We start from the raw sequence: 18,753 nt of genomic DNA on the forward strand, positions 1-18,753 counted from the left end.
AAATATTTTAGTATAGGTGAAAAAATGTCAAAACAACCAAGAAAACAAAGAAAAGCTCTTTATAATGCTCCTGCTCATACACGTGGTAAATACTTAAGTGCTACTTTAAGTGAAAGTTTAAGACAAAAATTAGGCAAAAGATCTTTACCATTAAAATCAGGAGATAAAGTTAGAGTTCTCCGTGGAGATTTCAAAGGACATGAAGGAGAAGTTCTCAACGTTGATTACGGTGCATACAAAGTAACTATTGAAGAAGTTACCTTATCAAAACCTGACGGAACTGCAGTTTTCCTTCCAGTTGATCCATCTAACTTAATGATTATTGATGCTGATACAAAAGACGATAGAAGAATAAAAAATAGAGGAGATAATTAAAATGGCTAAAATGGGATCTAGAAAACATCTTAAAAGATACAAAGCACCTAAAACTTGGCCAATCCATCCTAAAGAAGATACCTGGACAGTAAAACCTTCCGCAGGTTCTCATGCTATTGTTGATGCTATTCCATTAACTTTAGTTATCAGAGATATTTTAAAATTAGCTGATAATTCTAGAGAAGCTAAAAGGATCATCAACTCAGGTAACGTTTTAGTAGATGGCAGAGTTATTAAAGATTATAAATTCCCTGTTGGTTTCCAAGATATTGTGGAAATTCCAAAAACAGAGGAAATTTATAGAGTTCTTTTAGATACTAAAGGAAGATTACAATTACACCCAATTGATGAAAATGATTCTAAATTAAGTAAAATTGTTGATAAAACTACCATTAAAGGTGGAAAAACTCAATTAAACTTACACGATGGTAAAAATTTAATCATTGATGAAAATGATTATGCTGTTGGTGATGTAATTAGTTTAAAAGTACCTGAACAAGAAATTAATGAAGTTTATCCTTTAGAAATTGGTGCTACTGTTCTTGTTACTGGTGGTAAACACACCGGTGAATTAGGTACTGTAAGTGAAATTATTGAAAATAAATCATCTAACCCTAATACTATTATTATTGAAAATAGTGCTAAAGATGAATTTTTAACTTTAAAAGATTATGCATTTGTAGTTGGTAGCGATGCTCCAGCAATTTCTTTATTGGAGGTTAATAAATGAACCCAATGAATGAAGTTAGAATCGAAAAAGCTACTGTCAGTATTGGTGTAGGTGAAGCAGGTGAAAAATTATCCCGTGCTATCACTCTTTTAGAAGAGATGTTTGAACAAACCCCTGTAAAAACTTACTCAACAGTAACTAACCCAGAATGGGGTATTAGAAAACGTCAACCAATTGCATGTAAATTAACTTTACGTGGAGAAAAAGCTGACAAAGCAATTGATATGGTTTTAGAAGGAATCAGCAGAAACATTAAACCTACTCAATTTGATGCTCAAGGTAACCTTTCATTCGGTATCAAAGAGCACATCGATATTCCTGGAATGAAATATAATCCTGATATCGGTATCTTCGGTATGAATGTTTCAATCACTTTTGAAAAACCTGGTTACAGAATATCCAGAAGAAAAATTCAACAAAAGAAAGTTCCTCAAAAACATAGAATTACTAAAGAAGAAACCATGAAATTTATGGAAGAAAACTTTAATGTTAATTATGTAACTGAAATAGGTGATTAGTTTGCCAAGAAAATATGGAAAAGCAGCAAAAAAATGTGCTCGTTGTGGAGATCACTCTGCTATGATTAGCAGATATGGATTAAATTTGTGCAGACAATGTTTTAGGGAAATAGCTCCTAAAATTGGATTTAAAAAGTATAATTAAGGTGTTATGATATGAGTCTTATGGATCCTCTCGCAGATGCTTTAACTAATATTAGAAATAACGAATTACAAGTTAATGATTCATGTGTTATTTCTCCTGCATCCAAATTAATTGGAGAAGTTTTAAGCACAATGCAAAAAGAGAATTATATTGGTAACTTTGAATACATCGATGACAATAGAGCAGGAAAATTCACAGTAGAATTACTTGGTAACATTAACAAATGTGGTGTTATCAAACCTCGTCACGCTGTAAAGAAAGATGAATTTGAGAAATTTGAAAAAAGATATTTGCCAGCAAAGAATTTTGGTATCTTAATTGTCACAACTCCTGAAGGAATTATGACTCACTATGAGGCTAAGGAAAGAGGAATTGGTGGACGTTTGTTGGCTTACATGTATTAGGTGATATAATGGTAGTAGCTGCAGCTATAAGGGAAGAAATTGAAATCCCTGAAGGCGTCGAAGTTATAATTGAAAATTATGTGGTCACTGTAAAAGGACCTAATGGAGAAGACTCCAGAAAATTTACTTATCCTAATGTAAGTATTAAAAAAGATGAAGATAAAGTTGTTTTGGAAACAGCATTTCCGAAAAAGAAAGATAAAGCAATGATTGGAACCACCAGAGCACACATTAACAACATGATTACTGGTGTAACAGAAGGTTTCGAATATCATATGAAAATCGTATTTGCTCACTTTCCAATGACTGTAAAAGTTGAAAAAGATATCGTAAACATTGACAATTTCCTCGGGGAAAGACACCCAAGAACTGCTAAAATCGTAGGTAGTGCTAAAGTAGCAGTAAAAGGTGATGAGGTAACAATTACTGGTATCAATAAGGAACATGTTGGTCAAACCATGGCTAACTTAGAACAAGCAACTAAAATTAAAGGAAGAGATCCTAGAGTATTCCAAGATGGAATATACTTAACTAGCAAAGAATAAATTGGTGATTATAATGGCTAATAAAAGATTTAAAAGACAAGAATATGCTCGTTATAAAAAACTTGGAATAAAATGGAGACGCCCTAGAGGTAAAACAAGTAAAATGAGAAGATATGAAGCAGGAAAACCAGACATGCCTGCTATTGGATACAGAACCCCTAGAGCTATTAGGAATTTACATCCTTCTGGTTATAATGATGTTCTTGTTCACAACATGAAAGAATTAGAAGCTTTAAACCCAGAAACTGATGCTGCAAGAATCAGTGCTTCTATTGGTAAAAGGAAAAAACTCTTGATGTTAGATAAAGCATCTGAGTTAGGAATTAAAGTTTTAAATAAAAATATTTAAATATGAAGTTATGTTTATAGGTTATGTCAATTCAGGGGCTTTTATAGAATTGGTTTAACCGTTAAAGATAAATCAAAGGGGTTTAGATTATTTATCTAAATTTATCAGCTATGCTGAATTATGGAGGATTATATATATGAATCTTACAACTCAAAAAAGATTAGCTGCTAGTATCCTTAAAGTAGGACTCAACCGTGTATGGATTGATCCTGAAAGGATGGAAGAAGTTTCCATGGCGATTACTAGAGAAGGTGTAAAGCAGTTAATTAATGATGGAGCTATTAAAGCGAAACCTCAAAAAGGTATTAGTAGCTACAGATCTAAAAAAATCGCAGAACAAAAACAAAAAGGAAAAAGAAAAGGTGCAGGTAGTAGAAAAGGGGCTAAAAAAGCTCGTACTCCTAAGAAAAAACAATGGATGACTACAATCAGAGCTTTAAGAAAAGACCTTAAAGAAATGCGTGAAGATGAAATTATTGATGCTACCACCTACCGTAAATTATACAAAATGGCAAAAGGTGGAGCTTTCAGAAGTAAATCTTACATGAGAAACTACGCACGTGACCATGATTTAATTAAAGGAGATGAGTAAACATGGCACATGGATCAAATTATAAAGTAGCATTTAGAAGAAGAAGAGAAGGAAAAACCGATTACGGTGCTAGAATTAAATTAATCGATTATGAAAAATCTCGTTTAGTTGTTAGAATTTCTAACAATCAGGCTACTGTACAGATTGTTGATTATTCTCCTGAAGGAGATATCACTCGTGTATCCGCTGTAGGTAAACAATTAGCTGATTACGGTTACTTAGGAAACACCGGTAACATTACTGGAGTTTATTTAACTGGTTATCTTTGTGCTAAAAGAGCTTTAGCTGCAGGAATAGATTTTGCAATTTTGGACATTGGTTTAAGATCTCCAATTAAAGGTTCTAAAATATTTGCAGCTCTTAAAGGTGCTGTTGATGCAGGTTTAGAAGTTCCTCACGGTGACTTCATTTTCCCTGAAGATGAACGTATTAGAGGAGAACACATTGCAAATTATGCTGAATCTTTAGACGATGATGAAAAAGCTAAAAAATTCTCAAAGTATTTAGAAAGAGGTTTAGAACCTGCAGATTTACCTGCAAACTTTGATGAAACTATTGAGAAAATTGACGAGGCAGAGGAATAACTATGAGTTTTAATATTGATGAATGGGAACCTAAAACTAAAATGGGTCAATTAGTTAAAGATGGAACCATTACTGATATCGATGAAATCTTTGAAAAAGGTCTTCCGATTATGGAATTAGAAATAGTTGATGCCTTAATTCCAGATTTAGAAGAAGAAGTAATGGATGTTAACTTAGTTCAAAGGATGCATAAATCTGGTAGAAAAGTTAATTTCAGAGTAATTGTTGCTGTAGGTAACAAAGATGGTTATGTTGGATTAGGTCAAGGTAAAGCTAAAGAGGTTGGACCTGCAATCAGAAAAGCAGTCGATAATGCTAAATACAACATTATTAAAGTAAGAAGAGGCTGTGGTGATTGGGGTTGTGTTTGTGGAAGAGAACACACAGTACCTTTCAAAGTACAAGGTAAAACCAGTAGTGTAAGCGTAAACTTAATGCCTGCACCTGCAGGAGTAGGTTTAGTAATTGGTGATGTAGGTAAAACCATTTTAAAACTTGCTGGTATTCATGATGTATGGTCCCAATCATTTGGTCAAACCCAAACTACTGTAAACTTTGCAAATGCAGTATTCGATGCTTTAAAAACCTTAAGTGAGGTAAAAGCAAGTACAGAAGACCTCAAGAAAATGGGAGTTAACTATTAATTGGTGATGATTATGTTTTTAGTTATTAGAGTTAGAGGAACTACTGGTGTCATTCAAAAAGTTGCTGACACTTTACACATGTTAAGACTTAACAGAATCAACCACGCAGTATTAGTTGAAGAAAATCCTAGTTTTGAAGGTATGCTTCAAAAGTCTAAGGATTACATTACCTGGGGTGAAATCGATGCTGAACTTTTAGCTCAAATTATTGCTAAAAGAGGTAGAATCGAAGGTAATAACAAGGTTACTGATGAATTTGTAGCTGAAAATTCTGATTATAAAGATATTGCTGAATTATCTGAAGCTGTAATCAATTCAGAAGTTAAATTAGCTGATGTGGGAATTAAACCTGTATTCCGTTTACACCCTCCTAGAAAAGGATATGAAGATATCCGTTTATCCATTAACGAAGGTGGATCATTAGGTTACAGGGGCGAAGAAATTAAAGATCTCGCAAAAAGAATGCTTTAAATTAGGTGTTTATTATGATTAGAACAAAACGTAAAATTAACAAACTCAGAGGTTCCAGATCCAACGGAGGAGGCTGTACTAAAAAACGTAGAGGTGCAGGTAACAAAGGTGGAAAAGGTAAAGCTGGAGCTGGAAAACAACACTGGACCTGGACTGTAATCCATGAACCAGATTATTTTGGTAAACACGGCTTTAAAAGACCTCAAAAAATGATTAAAAAAGTTAATTCTGTTAACTTAAGTTACTTAGAAGAAAAAGCTGATGATTTAATTGCTAGTGGAAAAGCATCCATGGAAGGCGATGCAATCGTTATCGATGTAACTGAATTAGGTTACGATAAAGTTTTAGCAAAAGGTAAAATTTCTAAAACTTTCAAAATTTCCGCTCCAAAATTCTCAGCATCTGCTATAGAAAAAATTGAAGAAGCAGGAGGAGAAGCTATAGAATTATAGTTTTCTCTTTTAATAATATTTGTTAGAGGAATAAAATGTCATCTCTCGAAGTATTAGAGCCATTATTTAAGTTTTTACCTGAGGTTAAATCCCCAGTTCACAATGAGGATTTCAATGAAAAACTTAAATGGACAGCTCTTATTTTGGTATTATATTACTTTTTAACTCAAATACCATTATATGGATTGAGTTCTGCAGCTGTAGATCAATTCGCTGCTTTAAGGGCAGTTATGGCTGGAAGTTTCGGTTCAATTCTTACTTTAGGAATTGGTCCTATTGTTACTGCATCTATTGTATTGCAATTGTTAGTCGGTTCAAACCTTTTGGATTTGGATCTTTCATCACACAAGGATAAGTCTCACTTTCAAGCTACTCAAAAGCTTCTATCTATTGTTTTCACAATATTTGAGGCCGGTGTTTTAGTATTGACTGGTAACTTAGTACCAATAGATAACTCTTATCTTGGTGTATTATTCCTTCAGCTCGTAATTGGTGCGGTTTTGGTTATTTATTTGGATGAAGTTGTTTCTAAATGGGGATTCGGTAGTGGTATTGGTTTGTTCATTGCTGCTGGTGTATGTCAAGCAATTCTTGTTGGAACATTCAATTTCTTACCTAATGCTCAAGGTATATTGCCTGGTGCTATTCCTGGATTTATACAATCTATTGCCGTAGGATCCACTAATTTCGCATTACTTATCCCGTTAATTGCAACTATCTGTGTATTTGCTGTTGTTGTTTACGGTGAATCAATTCGTGTTGAAATTCCTATTTCACACGGTTCAGTAAGAGGACATGGAAGAATCAGAGGTTCCGTTGGTAAATATCCTTTGAAATTCGTATATGCAAGTAACATGCCGGTTATTTTAACAAGTGCATTATTAGTTAACGTTACGCTTTTTGCAAACGTTTTCCAAAAAATCGGATACCCTATTTTGGGTACGGTTGAAAACGGTAAAGCAGTAAGTGGTGTCGCTTGGTTACTGTCAACCCCTAATAAACTGCAAATGTTTGTTACAGAACCTATTCATGTTATCTTTTATGCAATATTCTTCTTAGCATGCTGTGTTTTATTCTCATACTTATGGGTTGAAATCAGTGGATTAAATGCTAAAAAGATTTCAGAACAACTTTATAATTCAGGTATTCAGATACCTGGTTTCAGAAGTAGTAAACGTCAATTATATAAAATTTTAAAGAAATATATTCCTGCACTTACCATTTTAAGTGGTTTATATGTAGGTATTATTGCATTCTTTGCAGATTTAACTGGTGCTTTAGGTGGAGGTACCGGTGTATTGCTTACTGTAGGTATTATACATAAGCTTTACGAAGAAATGGCAGAAGAACAGTTAATGTCATCCAATCCACTTCTTAGGAAATTTTTAGGAGGAGATTAATCTTCTCCATAACATTTTAATATGAGGGGTTAAATTGAAATTAGTTGTATTAACAGGAATTCCAGGTTCAGGAAGTTCCACAGTACTTAATAAAGCTCTTGATGAAGTTGATTATGTACATTTAAATTATGGAGACATAATGACTGAACTTGCAATAGAGGAAAAAATTGTTGATGATAGGGATGCTTTAAGAAAATTACCTGCTGAAACTCAAAAAGAGATTCAAGCTAAAGCTGCTAAAAGAATCAAAGAAAGATCTGAAGAGGACAATGTTATTGTAGATACTCATTGTACTATAAGTACTCCTTCCGGATTTTTACCAGGTCTTCCTATATGGGTTTTAGAACAATTACAACCTGATTTATTCATATTGGTTGAAGCAAATCCTGATGAGATTATCTATAGAAGATTAAACGATGATACACGTTCCCGCGATGTTGAAAAAGCAAGCAATATTCAATTACATCAAGAAATGAATAGGGCTGCTTCTATGGCTTATGCAACAATGACTGGAGCTACTGTTAAAATCATTGCAAATCATGATAATCATTTACCACAAACAATATCTAAATTAGTGGATGTTTTAAAATAGGTGAGTTAAATGGCTGATATTTTTGGTATGTTTAGTGGCGGAATACTGGATGTATTAAATACTTTGTTTAATCCATTACTTGCAATGGATCCAAATCCACAAAATCCTGCATTAACCGTATTGGTTATTGCATTTATTGTATCATTAATTACCACTATTGCTAATAAGTATTTGGTCGATCAAGATAAAGTTAATGAAAACCAAAAAAAATCAAGAGAACTTTCTTCAAAAATGAGGGAGGCTCAAAAGAAAGGGGATGGAAAAGAGCTTGCTAAACTTCAGGCTGAACAAACAGAAATGCTTAAAAATCAAAATGAAGTTATGATGGAATCATTTAAGCCTATGCTTGTTACATTTGTTCCAATTATTTTAATTTTCTTCTGGATGAGAACTTCTGTTATCAGTAATTTAGTTTTAATTTTACCTGCTCCGGCATATTGGCTTACTTTAACTCCATTCTGGCATTTCATAGGCCACTTTTTATATGGAGGAGAGGCTACCATTCCTTATGGTATTGGATGGTTATTATGGTATATGATTTGTACCTTTGGTATGAGTCAAATATTAAGAAAATTCTTAGGATTCAAACAAGGGTTCTAATTTAACCCTTGAATCTTATATATTTATTAATGATGAAATACATAGTAATAGTATTCTATTTTGAATACGCTATTACACAATTATTAAATTTTTTATTAAATTAATCAAGGTGATTAAATGCCTGCAAATAGGTTTAGATCAAGATCATATAAAAGAATGAGAAAAAACACTCCTGGTGGAGATAATGTTTTAAGATACAAAAAGAAAAAACCATCTAAGCATGTTTGTGCTGAGTGTGGTGCAGTCTTACATGGAGTTCCTCGTGGACGTCCATACGAAATTGGAAAACTTTCAAAAACTAGCAAAAGACCTAGCCGTCCTTACGGTGGGTACTTATGTTCAAAATGTATGCGTAAACATTTTAAAGAAGAGGCTAGAAAATAATGATAATTACTATAGGCGGATTAGCCGGTACTGGAACAACAACCACTGCGGAATTGCTTAGTGAAAAACTCGGCGTTGATTTTATTTCTGCAGGATTTGTCTTTAGACAAATGGCTGAAGAGAAAGGTATGTCTGTTCTGGAATTTGGAGAATTTGCTGAAGGTAATGATGATATCGATAAAGAAATTGATAAAAGACAAGCTGAACTCGCTAAATCTGCAGATAATTTAATAGTTGAAGGCAGGTTATCTGCTTATTTTGTTGAAGCTGATTTAAAACTTTGGTTAGTAACTCCCTTTGATGTCCGTTCCAAAAGAATAGCGGAAAGGGAATCAAAATCTGTAGATCAAGCAAAAGAGGAAATAATTTCTCGTGAAAAAAGTGAAGCTTTAAGATATAATGATATTCATAATATTGACATTTCAAATATGGATATTTATGATTTAATTATTAATACTGGTACATTCGATCCCGAAAAAGTATCAGAAATCATTTTAACAACATTAAAGGTGATATAATGGCATCAATTGAAGTAGGAAGAGTATGTGTTAAAACTGCTGGAAGAGAAGCTGGTGAAAAATGTGCAATCGTTGAAATCATCGATGAAAACTTTGTAGAAGTTATCGGTGAAGCTGTTAAAAACAGAAGATGTAATATTGCTCACTTAGAACCAACTGAAGAAACTATCGATGTTTCTGGCGACGCTGACTCTATCAAAGCAGCTTTAGCTGATTTATAAGATGAATAATTAAATTTATTCATTATTTTTACTATTTTTTATACTATTTTTTTATGGGTTTATTCATGAAAACTAATTTAATTACAAAATCCAAATCCACTACAAATCCCGAATATGGCTGTAAGCCTGAAGAAAGGGAAATTACTGATTATATTTCTAAAGGAGTTATTAATTTAGATAAACCTTCTGGACCAACATCTCATGAAGTAGATTCCTGGGTAAAACGAATTTTAAAACTGGATAAGACTGGTCATGGAGGAACACTTGATCCTAAGGTTACCGGTGTTTTGCCTGTCGGTTTGGCTGATGCAACACGTGCTATACAGTTGTTGTTAACTGCCCCTAAGGAATATGTTTGTTTGCTTACTTTTCACTCAGATGTGGAAGAAAGTGAAATCCACCATGTCTTTGAGGAGTTTACAGGTAAAATCTTTCAATTGCCTCCGGTTAAATCTGCGGTTAAACGTGAATTAAGAACCCGTAATGTTTATTATTCAACTATTTATGAGATTAAAGACCGTGACGTGCTGTTTAGAATTGGCTGTGAAGCTGGAACCTATGTCAGAACATATTGTCACAATATCGGTGAAGCTTTGGGAGTTGGAGCCCATATGGCAGAGCTTAGAAGAACTCAGGTAGGTTCTTTTCGTGAACGTGAAAATCTTGTAACATTGCAGGATGTAACCGATGCATACCATTTCTATATTGAAGACGGTGACGAATCATATTTGCGTGAAGCAATAATGCCGATGGAAAGGGCTGCAGACTATTTGCCTAAAGTAATTATTAAGGATTCAGCCGTTGATGCAATATGTCATGGGGCAGACCTTGCAAGCGGAGGAGTTGCATGTTTATCTGACGATATTAGAAAAGGAGATATTGTAGCTATTGAAACTTTAAAGGGTGAGCTTGTAGGTGCTGGAAATTCTTTATTCTTTGCCGATGAGATTTTAGATGCTGAAGGTGGTTTTGTAGTCAATACATCTAAAGTGTTCATGAAACCTGGCGTGTACCCAAGACTATGGAAATAACTTTTTCCTATTAAATTTTAAGTTTTGGCTATCTGAACTATTGTTTAGTTAATAGGTTCTTTAATTATATTGGTATTTTTTTAATTTTTCATATTTTGATTTTACACTATCTACATAAGAATATTAATTTTGGCTATTTTCTTAAAAAATTAGTTATCCTATATAATGTCTATCGTTTGGGAGTAGATGGACTATCTATAGGTACAGATTATATTTAATTTAGTTCATTAAATCATATGTTCTGAAAAACTGATATACTTTAATCTGAGTTTAAAAAACTATTTAAAGAAAGAATAATAAACAAAAATATATTATTTTTAAAAAATAAGAAATATATGGCAATTAATAAATCAGGAGGATTTTTTTATTTCTAAAACCAATTCCGATACTGAAAGATTTAAACTGGATAGAGATAGGAAAAACCCCAACGGGGGAACTGGTGAGAGTTCACGATGGAAAGTGTATAAATTACATTTTATTGCATTGATTATACTTATTATTTCACTATACATCGGAGTTATAAAGATTAAAATAACAGACAACGTCAATTTCCTATTGTTGCCTATAACATATTCCATAGTTATCGGAATGGCTGTCTATTTGTCAAAACATTTTAAGTGGATTGGTGATGAAGAATCTAAAATTGCTGAAGAAATAATGGCTATACTTCTTGGTGTCATAATATCCAAACTTGCTATTTCAGGTGGAGATTCCATATATATGATTTTTAATGTAGGTCCTGCCTTGATTTTACAGTTATTTGGGGATATCTGTACTATTATTGCATTGCCTGTTGCTTTACTTTTAGGTTTTAGAAGAGAAGCTGTTGGAATGACAAGTTCTATTTGTCGTGACCCCAGTGTAGCAATTATTATTGACAAATATGGAGTTTCATCTCCAGAGGCACGTGGAGTTTTATTTATTTATATCGTTGGAACCATCATCGGTGCTTTATATATGAGTTTATTTGCGAGCCTGTGCGTATCAATCCTGCCATTGCATCCATATGCATATGCAATGGCATCAGGTGTAGGAAGTGCAAGCATGAACGCTGCAGGATTAGTTCCATTAGTAAATTTATACCCTTCCATGGCTACTCAGTTAGAAGCTTTTGCAGGATGCAGTAATGTTCTTTCAACCTCTTTTGGCATGTACATGTTCATATTTATTTCATTGCCTCTTACAGAAAAATTATATTCATGGTTAGCTCCGATTTTATCCAAAGGCCATTCCGTTGAGTTTGATGGCGTCTTTCAGGATGAAGATGATGGGAATAATCCATTTGGATTGAAAATGGATAACTTTCCTAAAATTTTATCCGTATTTTTAGTATTTTCAGTAATTGCTGCTATTGGAAATGCTTTTGGCAATCATGCTACATTTGTGGATTCATTAATTGGAATGCTTGTTATTGTAGGCATTGCATTCGTGGGTCTGTGTATTGGAGAAATTATTCCGGTTAATATACCATCAATTGTCTTAATATGTTTAATTGGTATGTTTCTTGCAATTCCTGGAGTTCCAACAGCTGATTTTGTGACTCATTACGCTTCTCAAGTTGATTTAACTACAATTTGTGTAGCATCTTTAGCTTATGTTGGTATAGCGATGGGTAGAGACTGGGGAGAGTTTAAAAAGATTGGTTGGAGAGGAATTCTTATTACTTTAGTTGTGATTACTGGAACTTACCTTGGTTCTGCAATAATTGCTAACGTGATTTTAGTCTTATCAGGATCAATCTAAATGATTCATTTCCATTTTTAAGATTAAAGAAACTTATTGTCTATACTATTATGGGGATGCCAATATGAAAATTCTCTAAATGTTGTCTGATATTGAAACTTGACAATATTGCTTTTATTAATTCTATTTTCGATAATTTTTTTAAGAATTATTTAAATAAATATTATTAATTATGGGATGATATTATGAAAAGATTTAAACTTTTATTCATATTGCTTTTTTTATTTATTTCTGTTAGTGCAGTTTATGCTGATGGAAACTTCACATCTCTTCAAACAGAAATCAATGACGCTGGCAATACTATTGAAATAACTCAGGATTATATTTATGATAATTCTACTGATTATCAATTAAATGAAGGAATAATTGTTAATAAAACGGGTTTTACCATTAATGGTAATGGACATACTATTGATGCTAAAGGACAGGCAAGAATATTTAATGTTATTGGGGATATAAACATTAACAATCTTACTTTAATAAACGGGTTTTCAAAAGATGCTGGTGGGGCTATTTTTACTAATGATAGGATAAATTTTAATAATGTTACCTTTGAAAATAACTCCGCTAAAGATGGTGGTGCAGTAAAAATTGAATTGATTGAAGCAGAAAATTGTGTTTTTAATAATAATCATGCCGAAAAAGGCGGAGCAATTTCTTTTTCTTTCCAATCTTTTATTGCTAATTCAGTATTTAAAAATTCATTTAATTTAACTTATTCGTTGATATATGGAAATGGTGACAATTCAGGGATTGGAATTATAAATTGTACATTTCTAAATTCAACTTCAAAGTATGCTACAGCATTATATGCTAAAAAAAATACTGCAGTTATAAATTCCACATTTGTAAACCTCCATTCAACTGAAAGTGCAGGTGCAATTTTTCTCTACGATGTAATATATTCACGAATTATTAACTCTACATTTATAAATGTCACGGCTGTAAAAAACGCAGGATCAATATTCATTGATTCTTTTGATGATATGCGAATTGAGAGCAATACATTAATCTCAAATACAACATTCATTAATTCTTCTGCTAATTTTGGCGGAGCTTTACTTTATTTGGGTCGTATTTTAACAATAAAAAATTCAAAATTTATTAATAATACTGCTTCTCTTGATGGAGGAGCAATATATGCATCAAATGTCGAGGCAAATATTTATAATACTTCCATTATATCAAATAAACTAATTAATGAAGAAAATAACGGTGGAGGAATGTTTTTTGATAATAGTGATTTGAATATAACAGATTCAAACTTCTTTAACAATACAAAAAATGCTATTTATGCCTATGACTGTAATTTAACTGTTAACAAAAGTACTTTTAAGAATAATGGTGAAGCAATTCATGGTGTTTTTCTTAATTATGAAATGAATGAAATAAACTTGAACAATGATACTCTATTTTTAACTGAAACGGACTTTTTTAATAAGGTAAGTAAAAATCCAATAAATTTAATTCTGATTAATAATACCATAAATGTAACAGATTTACCTAAAAGGTTTGATTCACGAGAATGGGGTTGGATTAGCTCAGTAAAAAATCAAATATTGGATGGCAGTTGCTGGACTTTTGGAACACTTGCCGCTCTTGAATCAGCATTGCTCAAATCAACAGGAATCGAATACGATTTTTCAGAAAATAATATAAAAGATACAATGTTGTGTTATTCAAAATATGGTGACTTGAAGTTAGTAGGTTCAGGATATGTTGTACAGGCAACTCAAAATATTCTTAGTTGGCTAGGTCCTGTTTTTGAAGAAAATGATACCTATGATGTAATGGCAAAGGTTTCACCAATATTTTTCACTGGTGATAATATTCATATTCAGGATGCAATTTTTGTTGGGCCTAGAAAAAATTTAACTGATAATGATGAAATTAAAAAAGCCATAATGGATTATGGTTCACTGGCAATAGAATATTATTCAGCAGCTGAAGCACCGGACTACAATAACAAGACTCATGCACAATATCAAGATTTGTTAAATCTTAGGTCACATGCTGTTTCTGTTGTTGGCTGGGATGATAATTTTCCTAAAGAAAATTTCTTAACCACTCCTCCTGGTGATGGTGCATGGATATTAAAAGATAGTTTCGGTTTAGAAAATGGAGATGGAGGATTTATCTATTTGTCTTATTATGACATAAGCTTTTTAAATTCAAGTTATGCAGTAGGTTTTATTATTGAAAATACTGAAAACTATGTGAGAAATTACCAGACGGATTTAAGTGGGGAGATGATTTTTTTCGATGACATGTTTGGAAAGGATCTTGCTTATAAAACCACATATGAATCCCAAAACAATGAGTTAATAAGCGGAATTGGAACCTACTTTAAATATGATGGTGAACCTTATGCACTTAATATCTATGTAAATAATGAATTAAAACATATGCAAAATGGAACGGGACCATATTATGGTTTTCATACGATAAAGTTAACAAATGAAATTCCAATTAAGCCGGGAGATAATTTTACAGTAGAAATAACTAAAAAATCCATCCCTATCTTTAATGAGTCACGACAACATAATACTAAAAACACTGTTTTCATGAAAACGGATGATGTGTGGAGGGATTTGGCACTACAAAATAGAACCGTATCCTTGAAAGTTTACACTAAGGATTTAGCTATTTATACTGAAGATCTGGTTAAAATTTATAAGAACGATTCTAAATTCGAGGCTAATGTTGGCGCAGCTAATGAAAACGTGATATTTGAGATTAACGGCGCTAATTATACTCGTGTAAGCGATGAAAACGGAACAGCCAGAATGGCTATTAACCTGAATCCAGGTAACTACACAATTAAAACAACTTTCAACGGAACTTCAGTTGAAAACAGTATTGAAGTCCTGCCTACATTAATTGCTCAAAACCTAGTCAAATACTTCAGAAACGAATCACAGTTTTATATTTCCCTGATTGATGGTATGGGCAATGCTGTTTCTAATGCAACCATTACAATGAACATCAATGGAGTATTTTACAACAGAACAACCAATGAAAACGGAACAGCTAAATTAAATATTAACTTGAATCCTGGTGAATATATACTGACTGCTTCAGATCCGTTGACCGGATTGATGATGTCATATAATATCACAGTATTGTCTGTTTTAACGGCCGATGACATTAACATGACCTATAAAGATGGAACACAATTCATGGCAAAACTGGTCGATGGTAAAGGCAATCCGTTGGAAAATGCTGGTGTTACATTTAACATCAATGGCATATTCTATACAAGATACACAGATTCAAATGGAACGGCCAAGTTAAACATTAACCTGATGCCTGGCGAGTACATCATCACATCACAGTATGAAAGTGCTGTAATTTCAAACAAAATAACCATTTCTGCAAAAGAGGATTAGATTATCCTCTAACCTTTCTTTTTTTTTTAATTAAAATAATGAAATGATGGTGCTGATTAAAAAAATTAAAAAAAGAGTGGGAAGCTAGAAAGCTCCTCCACCGCCTCCGCCGGAACCTCCTCCGACTCCACCAAATCCACCGCCATCGGATGATGGGTTTGATGCAGAAATTCCTGTATTGAATGCACTATTAAGCATTATCAAACCGGAATATGAATGGAATCTGTATAGATCACTATAGTGGTAGTCATCATCACTTACACTAGGTTCATAGAGTTTCATGGATTTGTAAACCTCTTCAGCTACTCCAAGAGCAGTACCATAAACGAGGTACTTGTTCCATATAACTATTGATTCCGGAGGGTGTTCTTTAATTAAACTATTGTCTTTTAAAAACTTCTTAAAGTTCATCCATTTTAGGTAGTATACACGGCCTTCTGGAGTCCAATGTCCAAGGATATCCTCAGGCAACATCAGGATTGCAATTGAAACAATGCCCAAAAATACTGATGCAAACATAGTCCACATTGCCGCAGGATGTTTTGAAAAGGCAGCTATTAGGAAAAATGCGGCTGCAATAACCAAACCTCCGAATCCGAAGAAACTGGAAATTGTTGTTCCCTTATCATTAAAGTATTCGGATATTTTATCTTCACCAATTCTTTGTTTTTCTACAATATCTTTCCATTCGTCAAGTTTTTTCACAAACAGCTTTCCATTTGCTTCATTGTTTAATTTGGAGGATAACTGGGATACATTAAGCACATTATTATAACTGAAAGTTTCCAATAAATCAAAAACGCTTTTTTCATCCACTGATAATTCACCATATCTGCTGTCATCCAGTTCCAAAATTAAATCTTCAAGATGTTCGGATGATTCAATACGCATTTTGAATATCTTACGATCGATTAAATCCATAATTGTCGCTTCAAAACCTTCCATATTAGGTTTTCCAATATTGCTTCTATTAAGCAATGCATTGACAACTGCAGGGGAATCGTCGGTTGGCAGTTCCCTTTCGTATATTCCGTAATAGTCAACTTTAGGTTCACGTCCATATTTCAGATAAACAAAAATCAGGGAAAGTGGGGATATAATACATAATCCTGTGAATATGTTAAATAAATTTCCCCAGAAGTTAACTCCATTTTTATAGCTATTTATTTCAGATATTATTTTATCTTTCGCATTTTCATGCAAATGCAGTGCATATGGTGCATTTGAAAAATCATCTAATGGCATCAATGCGGTTAATTCGTAAAATTGGCCTTTAGGGATTTTTGTTGAAACCACATGTATTGTGTTTCCATTTATGGAATCGCTTGAATTGTAATATGGCGGGTTTAAATAATAGATATTGTCCTTGTCTCCAGGCAAATGGATGTCTGCAGTTACCCTTTCGACAGGACAGTCCCAATCTTCGCCCCATAGCTTGTATTGGAGCATTCCGACATCATCATATAATGTGACGACATTCTGCATATTGTAGCTGTAGGAAATTTTTACATCCTGATCATGGATTTTTTGCGTATGTGCTTCATCAGCCCATAAATAGACTACAATACGGGGTTTCCCATTATGTTCCTCCAGTTTATATGTGCTGTAAGCTCCATCGACATGGACCTGCAGGTTGCTGATATTTTGTCCAGATTTCAGGCTAATGTCCCGATAAACTCCATTGAATGTACCTTCAAAGGAATAGTGATAATTTTCATTAACGAGAAGCATGCCGTCTTTCTGCACGGTCAGGTCAATGTTAGCATTCTTGATGCTATATTCATGGTCTTTAGCATAAATTGCATTAGCTGCAGATAACAATAATAAAACTAATATTATTATAACAGCTATTTTTTTTAAATCCATGGGTTTCACCATTAGAATTCGACATTAGGAACTTCACGTGATGCTTCATCAGCTTCAAAGAATTCTTCTTCTTTAAAACCAAACAATCCTGCAAGGAGATTTGATGGGAATTGTTGGCATGCATTATTATACATTAAAACGGTATCATTATAGAATTGTCTTGAATAGGAAATTTTATCTTCAGTTTCGCTTAATTGCTCTTGTAACTGTTGGAAATTGCTGTTTGCCTTAAGATCAGGATAATTTTCAGCAACGGCAAATAATGTTTTTAAAGCACCGGTCAATTGGTTGTCTGCATCACTGGTTTCTTTAACGCCAGATGCATTCATGACATTTGAACGGGCTTGTGTAACTTCTTCCAATACTCCTTTTTCATGAGCTGCATATCCTTTTACGGTTTCCACTAAATTAGGTATTAAATCATTTCTTCTTTTAAGTTGCACGTCAATTTGTGCATAACTGTTCTTTACACGATTTCTTAAACTAACTAATCGGTTATACATGTGTATTATTGTTCCGACAATAATCACTAAAATAATTATTATTACTATGGTAGATAATAAACTCATTATATCACCTAAATTATATTTATATCACATCATGTCAATAAATATTTTTATATAATAATTGTAGAGGTATTTCTAAAATCCGGTTTATTTTTTTCAATGTTTGGATTTTTTCTTCAAAATCATGTTTTAAACAATACCTTTATATACCTAAACCATTAGATATTATTATATCATGTTAAATTTTTAACATGTGTGCAAGTATTTTTTTAGCTAGTCGTGCCGAGATAGTCTAGCCTGGTAAGGCGCGAGACTGGAAATCTCGTGGGCGTTTTGCCCTCCTGGGTTCAAATCCCAGTCTCGGCGCTTATTAGTTTTTAACACTATTTCTTTTATGTTTATTAAAGATATTGTTAAACTGATATTTTTTTGCACTCTTAGTTTTTTAACTAAGTTTATATTGTTGAAAGAACTGTGTTTTGAGATATTCAAAACATTCGAATCTATTATTTTCCGTCTCGTAGGTTCGCTCTATAAATGGAGGTTATTTAATGGAAGACGAATTTAAGCACTTAGTGCGTATTTCTAGAAAGGACGTAGATGGTAATAAAACCATCGAGCACGCTTTAACTGATATTAAAGGTGTTGGCTTATCTTTATCTAAAACCATATGCCGTATCTTAGATTTAGACAT

Annotated in this window: 23 protein-coding genes, 1 tRNA gene and 1 pseudogene; 23 read left to right on the forward strand and 2 right to left on the reverse strand. The window is 33.1% G+C overall.

All coding sequences use genetic code 11. The features are described from left to right. The first annotated feature begins 24 nt into the window (after positions 1-24). The 21 genes from rplX to ACKI3Q_RS08975 all read left to right on the forward strand — a co-directional run bounded on the left by rplX (position 25) and on the right by ACKI3Q_RS08975 (position 15,687). On the forward strand, positions 25-375 hold the full coding sequence (gene rplX, locus ACKI3Q_RS08875) for a 50S ribosomal protein L24 (protein WP_407416239.1): 351 nt from the start codon (positions 25-27) through the stop codon (positions 373-375). A gap of 1 nt (position 376) precedes the next feature. Continuing rightward, positions 377-1,105 carry a 30S ribosomal protein S4e gene (locus tag ACKI3Q_RS08880; RefSeq protein WP_407416240.1) on the forward strand — a complete coding sequence of 243 codons (729 nt, stop codon included), beginning with the start codon at positions 377-379 and terminating at the stop codon, positions 1,103-1,105. Beyond that, the gene (locus ACKI3Q_RS08885; RefSeq protein ID WP_407416241.1) at positions 1,102-1,623 is read left to right on the forward strand and encodes a 50S ribosomal protein L5; all 522 of its coding nucleotides are present in this window, start codon (positions 1,102-1,104) and stop codon (positions 1,621-1,623) included. Before ACKI3Q_RS08880 ends, ACKI3Q_RS08885 begins: the two co-directional genes overlap by 4 nt. Next, positions 1,616-1,768: a 30S ribosomal protein S14 gene (locus tag ACKI3Q_RS08890; RefSeq protein WP_198144363.1), complete on the forward strand. Its 153-nt coding sequence runs from the start codon at positions 1,616-1,618 to the stop codon at positions 1,766-1,768. Before ACKI3Q_RS08885 ends, ACKI3Q_RS08890 begins: the two co-directional genes overlap by 8 nt. A gap of 11 nt (positions 1,769-1,779) precedes the next feature. Then, a complete protein-coding gene (locus tag ACKI3Q_RS08895) occupies positions 1,780-2,172 on the forward strand; it encodes a 30S ribosomal protein S8 (protein WP_292877639.1) in 393 nt (130 codons plus the stop codon). An 8-nt stretch (positions 2,173-2,180) separates the two neighbouring features. Next, on the forward strand, positions 2,181-2,717 hold the full coding sequence (locus ACKI3Q_RS08900; RefSeq protein WP_407416242.1) for a 50S ribosomal protein L6: 537 nt from the start codon (positions 2,181-2,183) through the stop codon (positions 2,715-2,717). A 13-nt stretch (positions 2,718-2,730) separates the two neighbouring features. Then, a complete protein-coding gene (locus ACKI3Q_RS08905; RefSeq protein ID WP_292798887.1) occupies positions 2,731-3,066 on the forward strand; it encodes a 50S ribosomal protein L32e in 336 nt (111 codons plus the stop codon). 136 nt (positions 3,067-3,202) lie between these two features. Beyond that, positions 3,203-3,658, forward strand: a complete 456-nt coding sequence (locus ACKI3Q_RS08910) for a 50S ribosomal protein L19e (RefSeq protein WP_407416243.1) — start codon at positions 3,203-3,205, stop codon at positions 3,656-3,658. 2 nt (positions 3,659-3,660) lie between these two features. Beyond that, positions 3,661-4,242, forward strand: coding sequence for a 50S ribosomal protein L18 (locus ACKI3Q_RS08915; protein WP_407416244.1), 582 nt, complete (start codon positions 3,661-3,663; stop codon positions 4,240-4,242). 2 nt (positions 4,243-4,244) lie between these two features. Continuing rightward, positions 4,245-4,886, forward strand: coding sequence for a 30S ribosomal protein S5 (rpsE, locus tag ACKI3Q_RS08920; RefSeq protein WP_407416245.1), 642 nt, complete (start codon positions 4,245-4,247; stop codon positions 4,884-4,886). Positions 4,887-4,898: 12 nt separating this feature from the next. Next, positions 4,899-5,357 (forward strand): 50S ribosomal protein L30, encoded by a 459-nt coding sequence (locus ACKI3Q_RS08925; protein ID WP_407416246.1) that lies wholly within the window; start codon positions 4,899-4,901, stop codon positions 5,355-5,357. Positions 5,358-5,371: 14 nt separating this feature from the next. Then, positions 5,372-5,809 carry an uL15m family ribosomal protein gene (locus tag ACKI3Q_RS08930; protein WP_407416247.1) on the forward strand — a complete coding sequence of 146 codons (438 nt, stop codon included), beginning with the start codon at positions 5,372-5,374 and terminating at the stop codon, positions 5,807-5,809. Between the two features lie 35 nt (positions 5,810-5,844). Then, the gene (secY, locus tag ACKI3Q_RS08935) at positions 5,845-7,209 is read left to right on the forward strand and encodes a preprotein translocase subunit SecY (protein WP_407416248.1); all 1,365 of its coding nucleotides are present in this window, start codon (positions 5,845-5,847) and stop codon (positions 7,207-7,209) included. 34 nt (positions 7,210-7,243) lie between these two features. Further along, positions 7,244-7,801: an adenylate kinase gene (locus tag ACKI3Q_RS08940; RefSeq protein ID WP_407416249.1), complete on the forward strand. Its 558-nt coding sequence runs from the start codon at positions 7,244-7,246 to the stop codon at positions 7,799-7,801. A 9-nt stretch (positions 7,802-7,810) separates the two neighbouring features. Then, positions 7,811-8,401, forward strand: a complete 591-nt coding sequence (locus ACKI3Q_RS08945) for a DUF106 domain-containing protein (protein ID WP_407416250.1) — start codon at positions 7,811-7,813, stop codon at positions 8,399-8,401. Between the two features lie 117 nt (positions 8,402-8,518). Next, positions 8,519-8,785 (forward strand): 50S ribosomal protein L34e, encoded by a 267-nt coding sequence (locus ACKI3Q_RS08950; protein ID WP_407416251.1) that lies wholly within the window; start codon positions 8,519-8,521, stop codon positions 8,783-8,785. Next, the gene (gene cmk / locus ACKI3Q_RS08955; protein WP_407416252.1) at positions 8,785-9,303 is read left to right on the forward strand and encodes a (d)CMP kinase; all 519 of its coding nucleotides are present in this window, start codon (positions 8,785-8,787) and stop codon (positions 9,301-9,303) included. Before ACKI3Q_RS08950 ends, cmk begins: the two co-directional genes overlap by 1 nt. Then, a complete protein-coding gene (locus tag ACKI3Q_RS08960; RefSeq protein WP_303736248.1) occupies positions 9,303-9,524 on the forward strand; it encodes a 50S ribosomal protein L14e in 222 nt (73 codons plus the stop codon). Before cmk ends, ACKI3Q_RS08960 begins: the two co-directional genes overlap by 1 nt. Before the next feature lie 65 nt (positions 9,525-9,589). Further along, positions 9,590-10,555: an RNA-guided pseudouridylation complex pseudouridine synthase subunit Cbf5 gene (locus ACKI3Q_RS08965; RefSeq protein WP_407416253.1), complete on the forward strand. Its 966-nt coding sequence runs from the start codon at positions 9,590-9,592 to the stop codon at positions 10,553-10,555. A gap of 483 nt (positions 10,556-11,038) precedes the next feature. Continuing rightward, positions 11,039-12,298, forward strand: a complete 1,260-nt coding sequence (locus ACKI3Q_RS08970; RefSeq protein ID WP_407416254.1) for a DUF3100 domain-containing protein — start codon at positions 11,039-11,041, stop codon at positions 12,296-12,298. Positions 12,299-12,483: 185 nt separating this feature from the next. Further along, positions 12,484-15,687 carry a C1 family peptidase gene (locus ACKI3Q_RS08975; protein ID WP_407416255.1) on the forward strand — a complete coding sequence of 1,068 codons (3,204 nt, stop codon included), beginning with the start codon at positions 12,484-12,486 and terminating at the stop codon, positions 15,685-15,687. 84 nt (positions 15,688-15,771) lie between these two features. Here ACKI3Q_RS08975 and ACKI3Q_RS08980 read toward each other — a convergent pair whose 3' ends face one another. Together ACKI3Q_RS08980 and ACKI3Q_RS08985 are read right to left on the reverse strand one after the other, a co-directional pair. Next, on the reverse strand, positions 15,772-17,553 hold the full coding sequence (locus ACKI3Q_RS08980) for a DUF2207 domain-containing protein (protein ID WP_407416256.1): 1,782 nt from the start codon (positions 17,551-17,553) through the stop codon (positions 15,772-15,774). Between the two features lie 11 nt (positions 17,554-17,564). Further along, a complete protein-coding gene (locus ACKI3Q_RS08985; RefSeq protein WP_407416257.1) occupies positions 17,565-18,122 on the reverse strand; it encodes a LemA family protein in 558 nt (185 codons plus the stop codon). Between the two features lie 218 nt (positions 18,123-18,340). On the opposite strand from ACKI3Q_RS08985, the gene ACKI3Q_RS08990 reads away from it, so the two are divergent. Next, positions 18,341-18,425: transfer RNA gene (locus ACKI3Q_RS08990), tRNA-Ser, on the forward strand. A 185-nt stretch (positions 18,426-18,610) separates the two neighbouring features. After that, a pseudogene (gene rps13p / locus ACKI3Q_RS08995) lies at positions 18,611-18,753 on the forward strand (30S ribosomal protein S13); the annotation flags it as partial.

The sequence above is a fragment of the Methanobrevibacter sp. genome, from assembly GCF_045636185.1.
Lineage (GTDB): Archaea > Methanobacteriota > Methanobacteria > Methanobacteriales > Methanobacteriaceae > Methanocatella.

Excerpts from the sequence above, each read along its gene's own strand:
- rplX (WP_407416239.1), top strand. The coding sequence starts at position 25 with ATGTCAAAACAACCAAGAAAACAAAGAAAAGCTCTTTATAATGCTCCT.
- ACKI3Q_RS08880 (WP_407416240.1), top strand. The coding sequence starts at position 377 with ATGGCTAAAATGGGATCTAGAAAACATCTTAAAAGATACAAAGCACCT.
- ACKI3Q_RS08885 (WP_407416241.1), top strand. The coding sequence starts at position 1,102 with ATGAACCCAATGAATGAAGTTAGAATCGAAAAAGCTACTGTCAGTATT.
- ACKI3Q_RS08895 (WP_292877639.1), top strand. The coding sequence starts at position 1,780 with ATGAGTCTTATGGATCCTCTCGCAGATGCTTTAACTAATATTAGAAAT.
- ACKI3Q_RS08900 (WP_407416242.1), top strand. The coding sequence starts at position 2,181 with ATGGTAGTAGCTGCAGCTATAAGGGAAGAAATTGAAATCCCTGAAGGC.
- ACKI3Q_RS08905 (WP_292798887.1), top strand. The coding sequence starts at position 2,731 with ATGGCTAATAAAAGATTTAAAAGACAAGAATATGCTCGTTATAAAAAA.
- ACKI3Q_RS08910 (WP_407416243.1), top strand. The coding sequence starts at position 3,203 with ATGAATCTTACAACTCAAAAAAGATTAGCTGCTAGTATCCTTAAAGTA.
- ACKI3Q_RS08915 (WP_407416244.1), top strand. The coding sequence starts at position 3,661 with ATGGCACATGGATCAAATTATAAAGTAGCATTTAGAAGAAGAAGAGAA.
- rpsE (WP_407416245.1), top strand. The coding sequence starts at position 4,245 with ATGAGTTTTAATATTGATGAATGGGAACCTAAAACTAAAATGGGTCAA.
- ACKI3Q_RS08925 (WP_407416246.1), top strand. The coding sequence starts at position 4,899 with ATGTTTTTAGTTATTAGAGTTAGAGGAACTACTGGTGTCATTCAAAAA.
- ACKI3Q_RS08930 (WP_407416247.1), top strand. The coding sequence starts at position 5,372 with ATGATTAGAACAAAACGTAAAATTAACAAACTCAGAGGTTCCAGATCC.
- secY (WP_407416248.1), top strand. The coding sequence starts at position 5,845 with ATGTCATCTCTCGAAGTATTAGAGCCATTATTTAAGTTTTTACCTGAG.
- ACKI3Q_RS08945 (WP_407416250.1), top strand. The coding sequence starts at position 7,811 with ATGGCTGATATTTTTGGTATGTTTAGTGGCGGAATACTGGATGTATTA.
- ACKI3Q_RS08950 (WP_407416251.1), top strand. The coding sequence starts at position 8,519 with ATGCCTGCAAATAGGTTTAGATCAAGATCATATAAAAGAATGAGAAAA.
- cmk (WP_407416252.1), top strand. The coding sequence starts at position 8,785 with ATGATAATTACTATAGGCGGATTAGCCGGTACTGGAACAACAACCACT.
- ACKI3Q_RS08960 (WP_303736248.1), top strand. The coding sequence starts at position 9,303 with ATGGCATCAATTGAAGTAGGAAGAGTATGTGTTAAAACTGCTGGAAGA.
- ACKI3Q_RS08965 (WP_407416253.1), top strand. The coding sequence starts at position 9,590 with ATGAAAACTAATTTAATTACAAAATCCAAATCCACTACAAATCCCGAA.
- ACKI3Q_RS08975 (WP_407416255.1), top strand. The coding sequence starts at position 12,484 with ATGAAAAGATTTAAACTTTTATTCATATTGCTTTTTTTATTTATTTCT.
- ACKI3Q_RS08980 (WP_407416256.1), bottom strand. The coding sequence starts at position 17,553 with ATGGATTTAAAAAAAATAGCTGTTATAATAATATTAGTTTTATTATTG.
- ACKI3Q_RS08985 (WP_407416257.1), bottom strand. The coding sequence starts at position 18,122 with ATGAGTTTATTATCTACCATAGTAATAATAATTATTTTAGTGATTATT.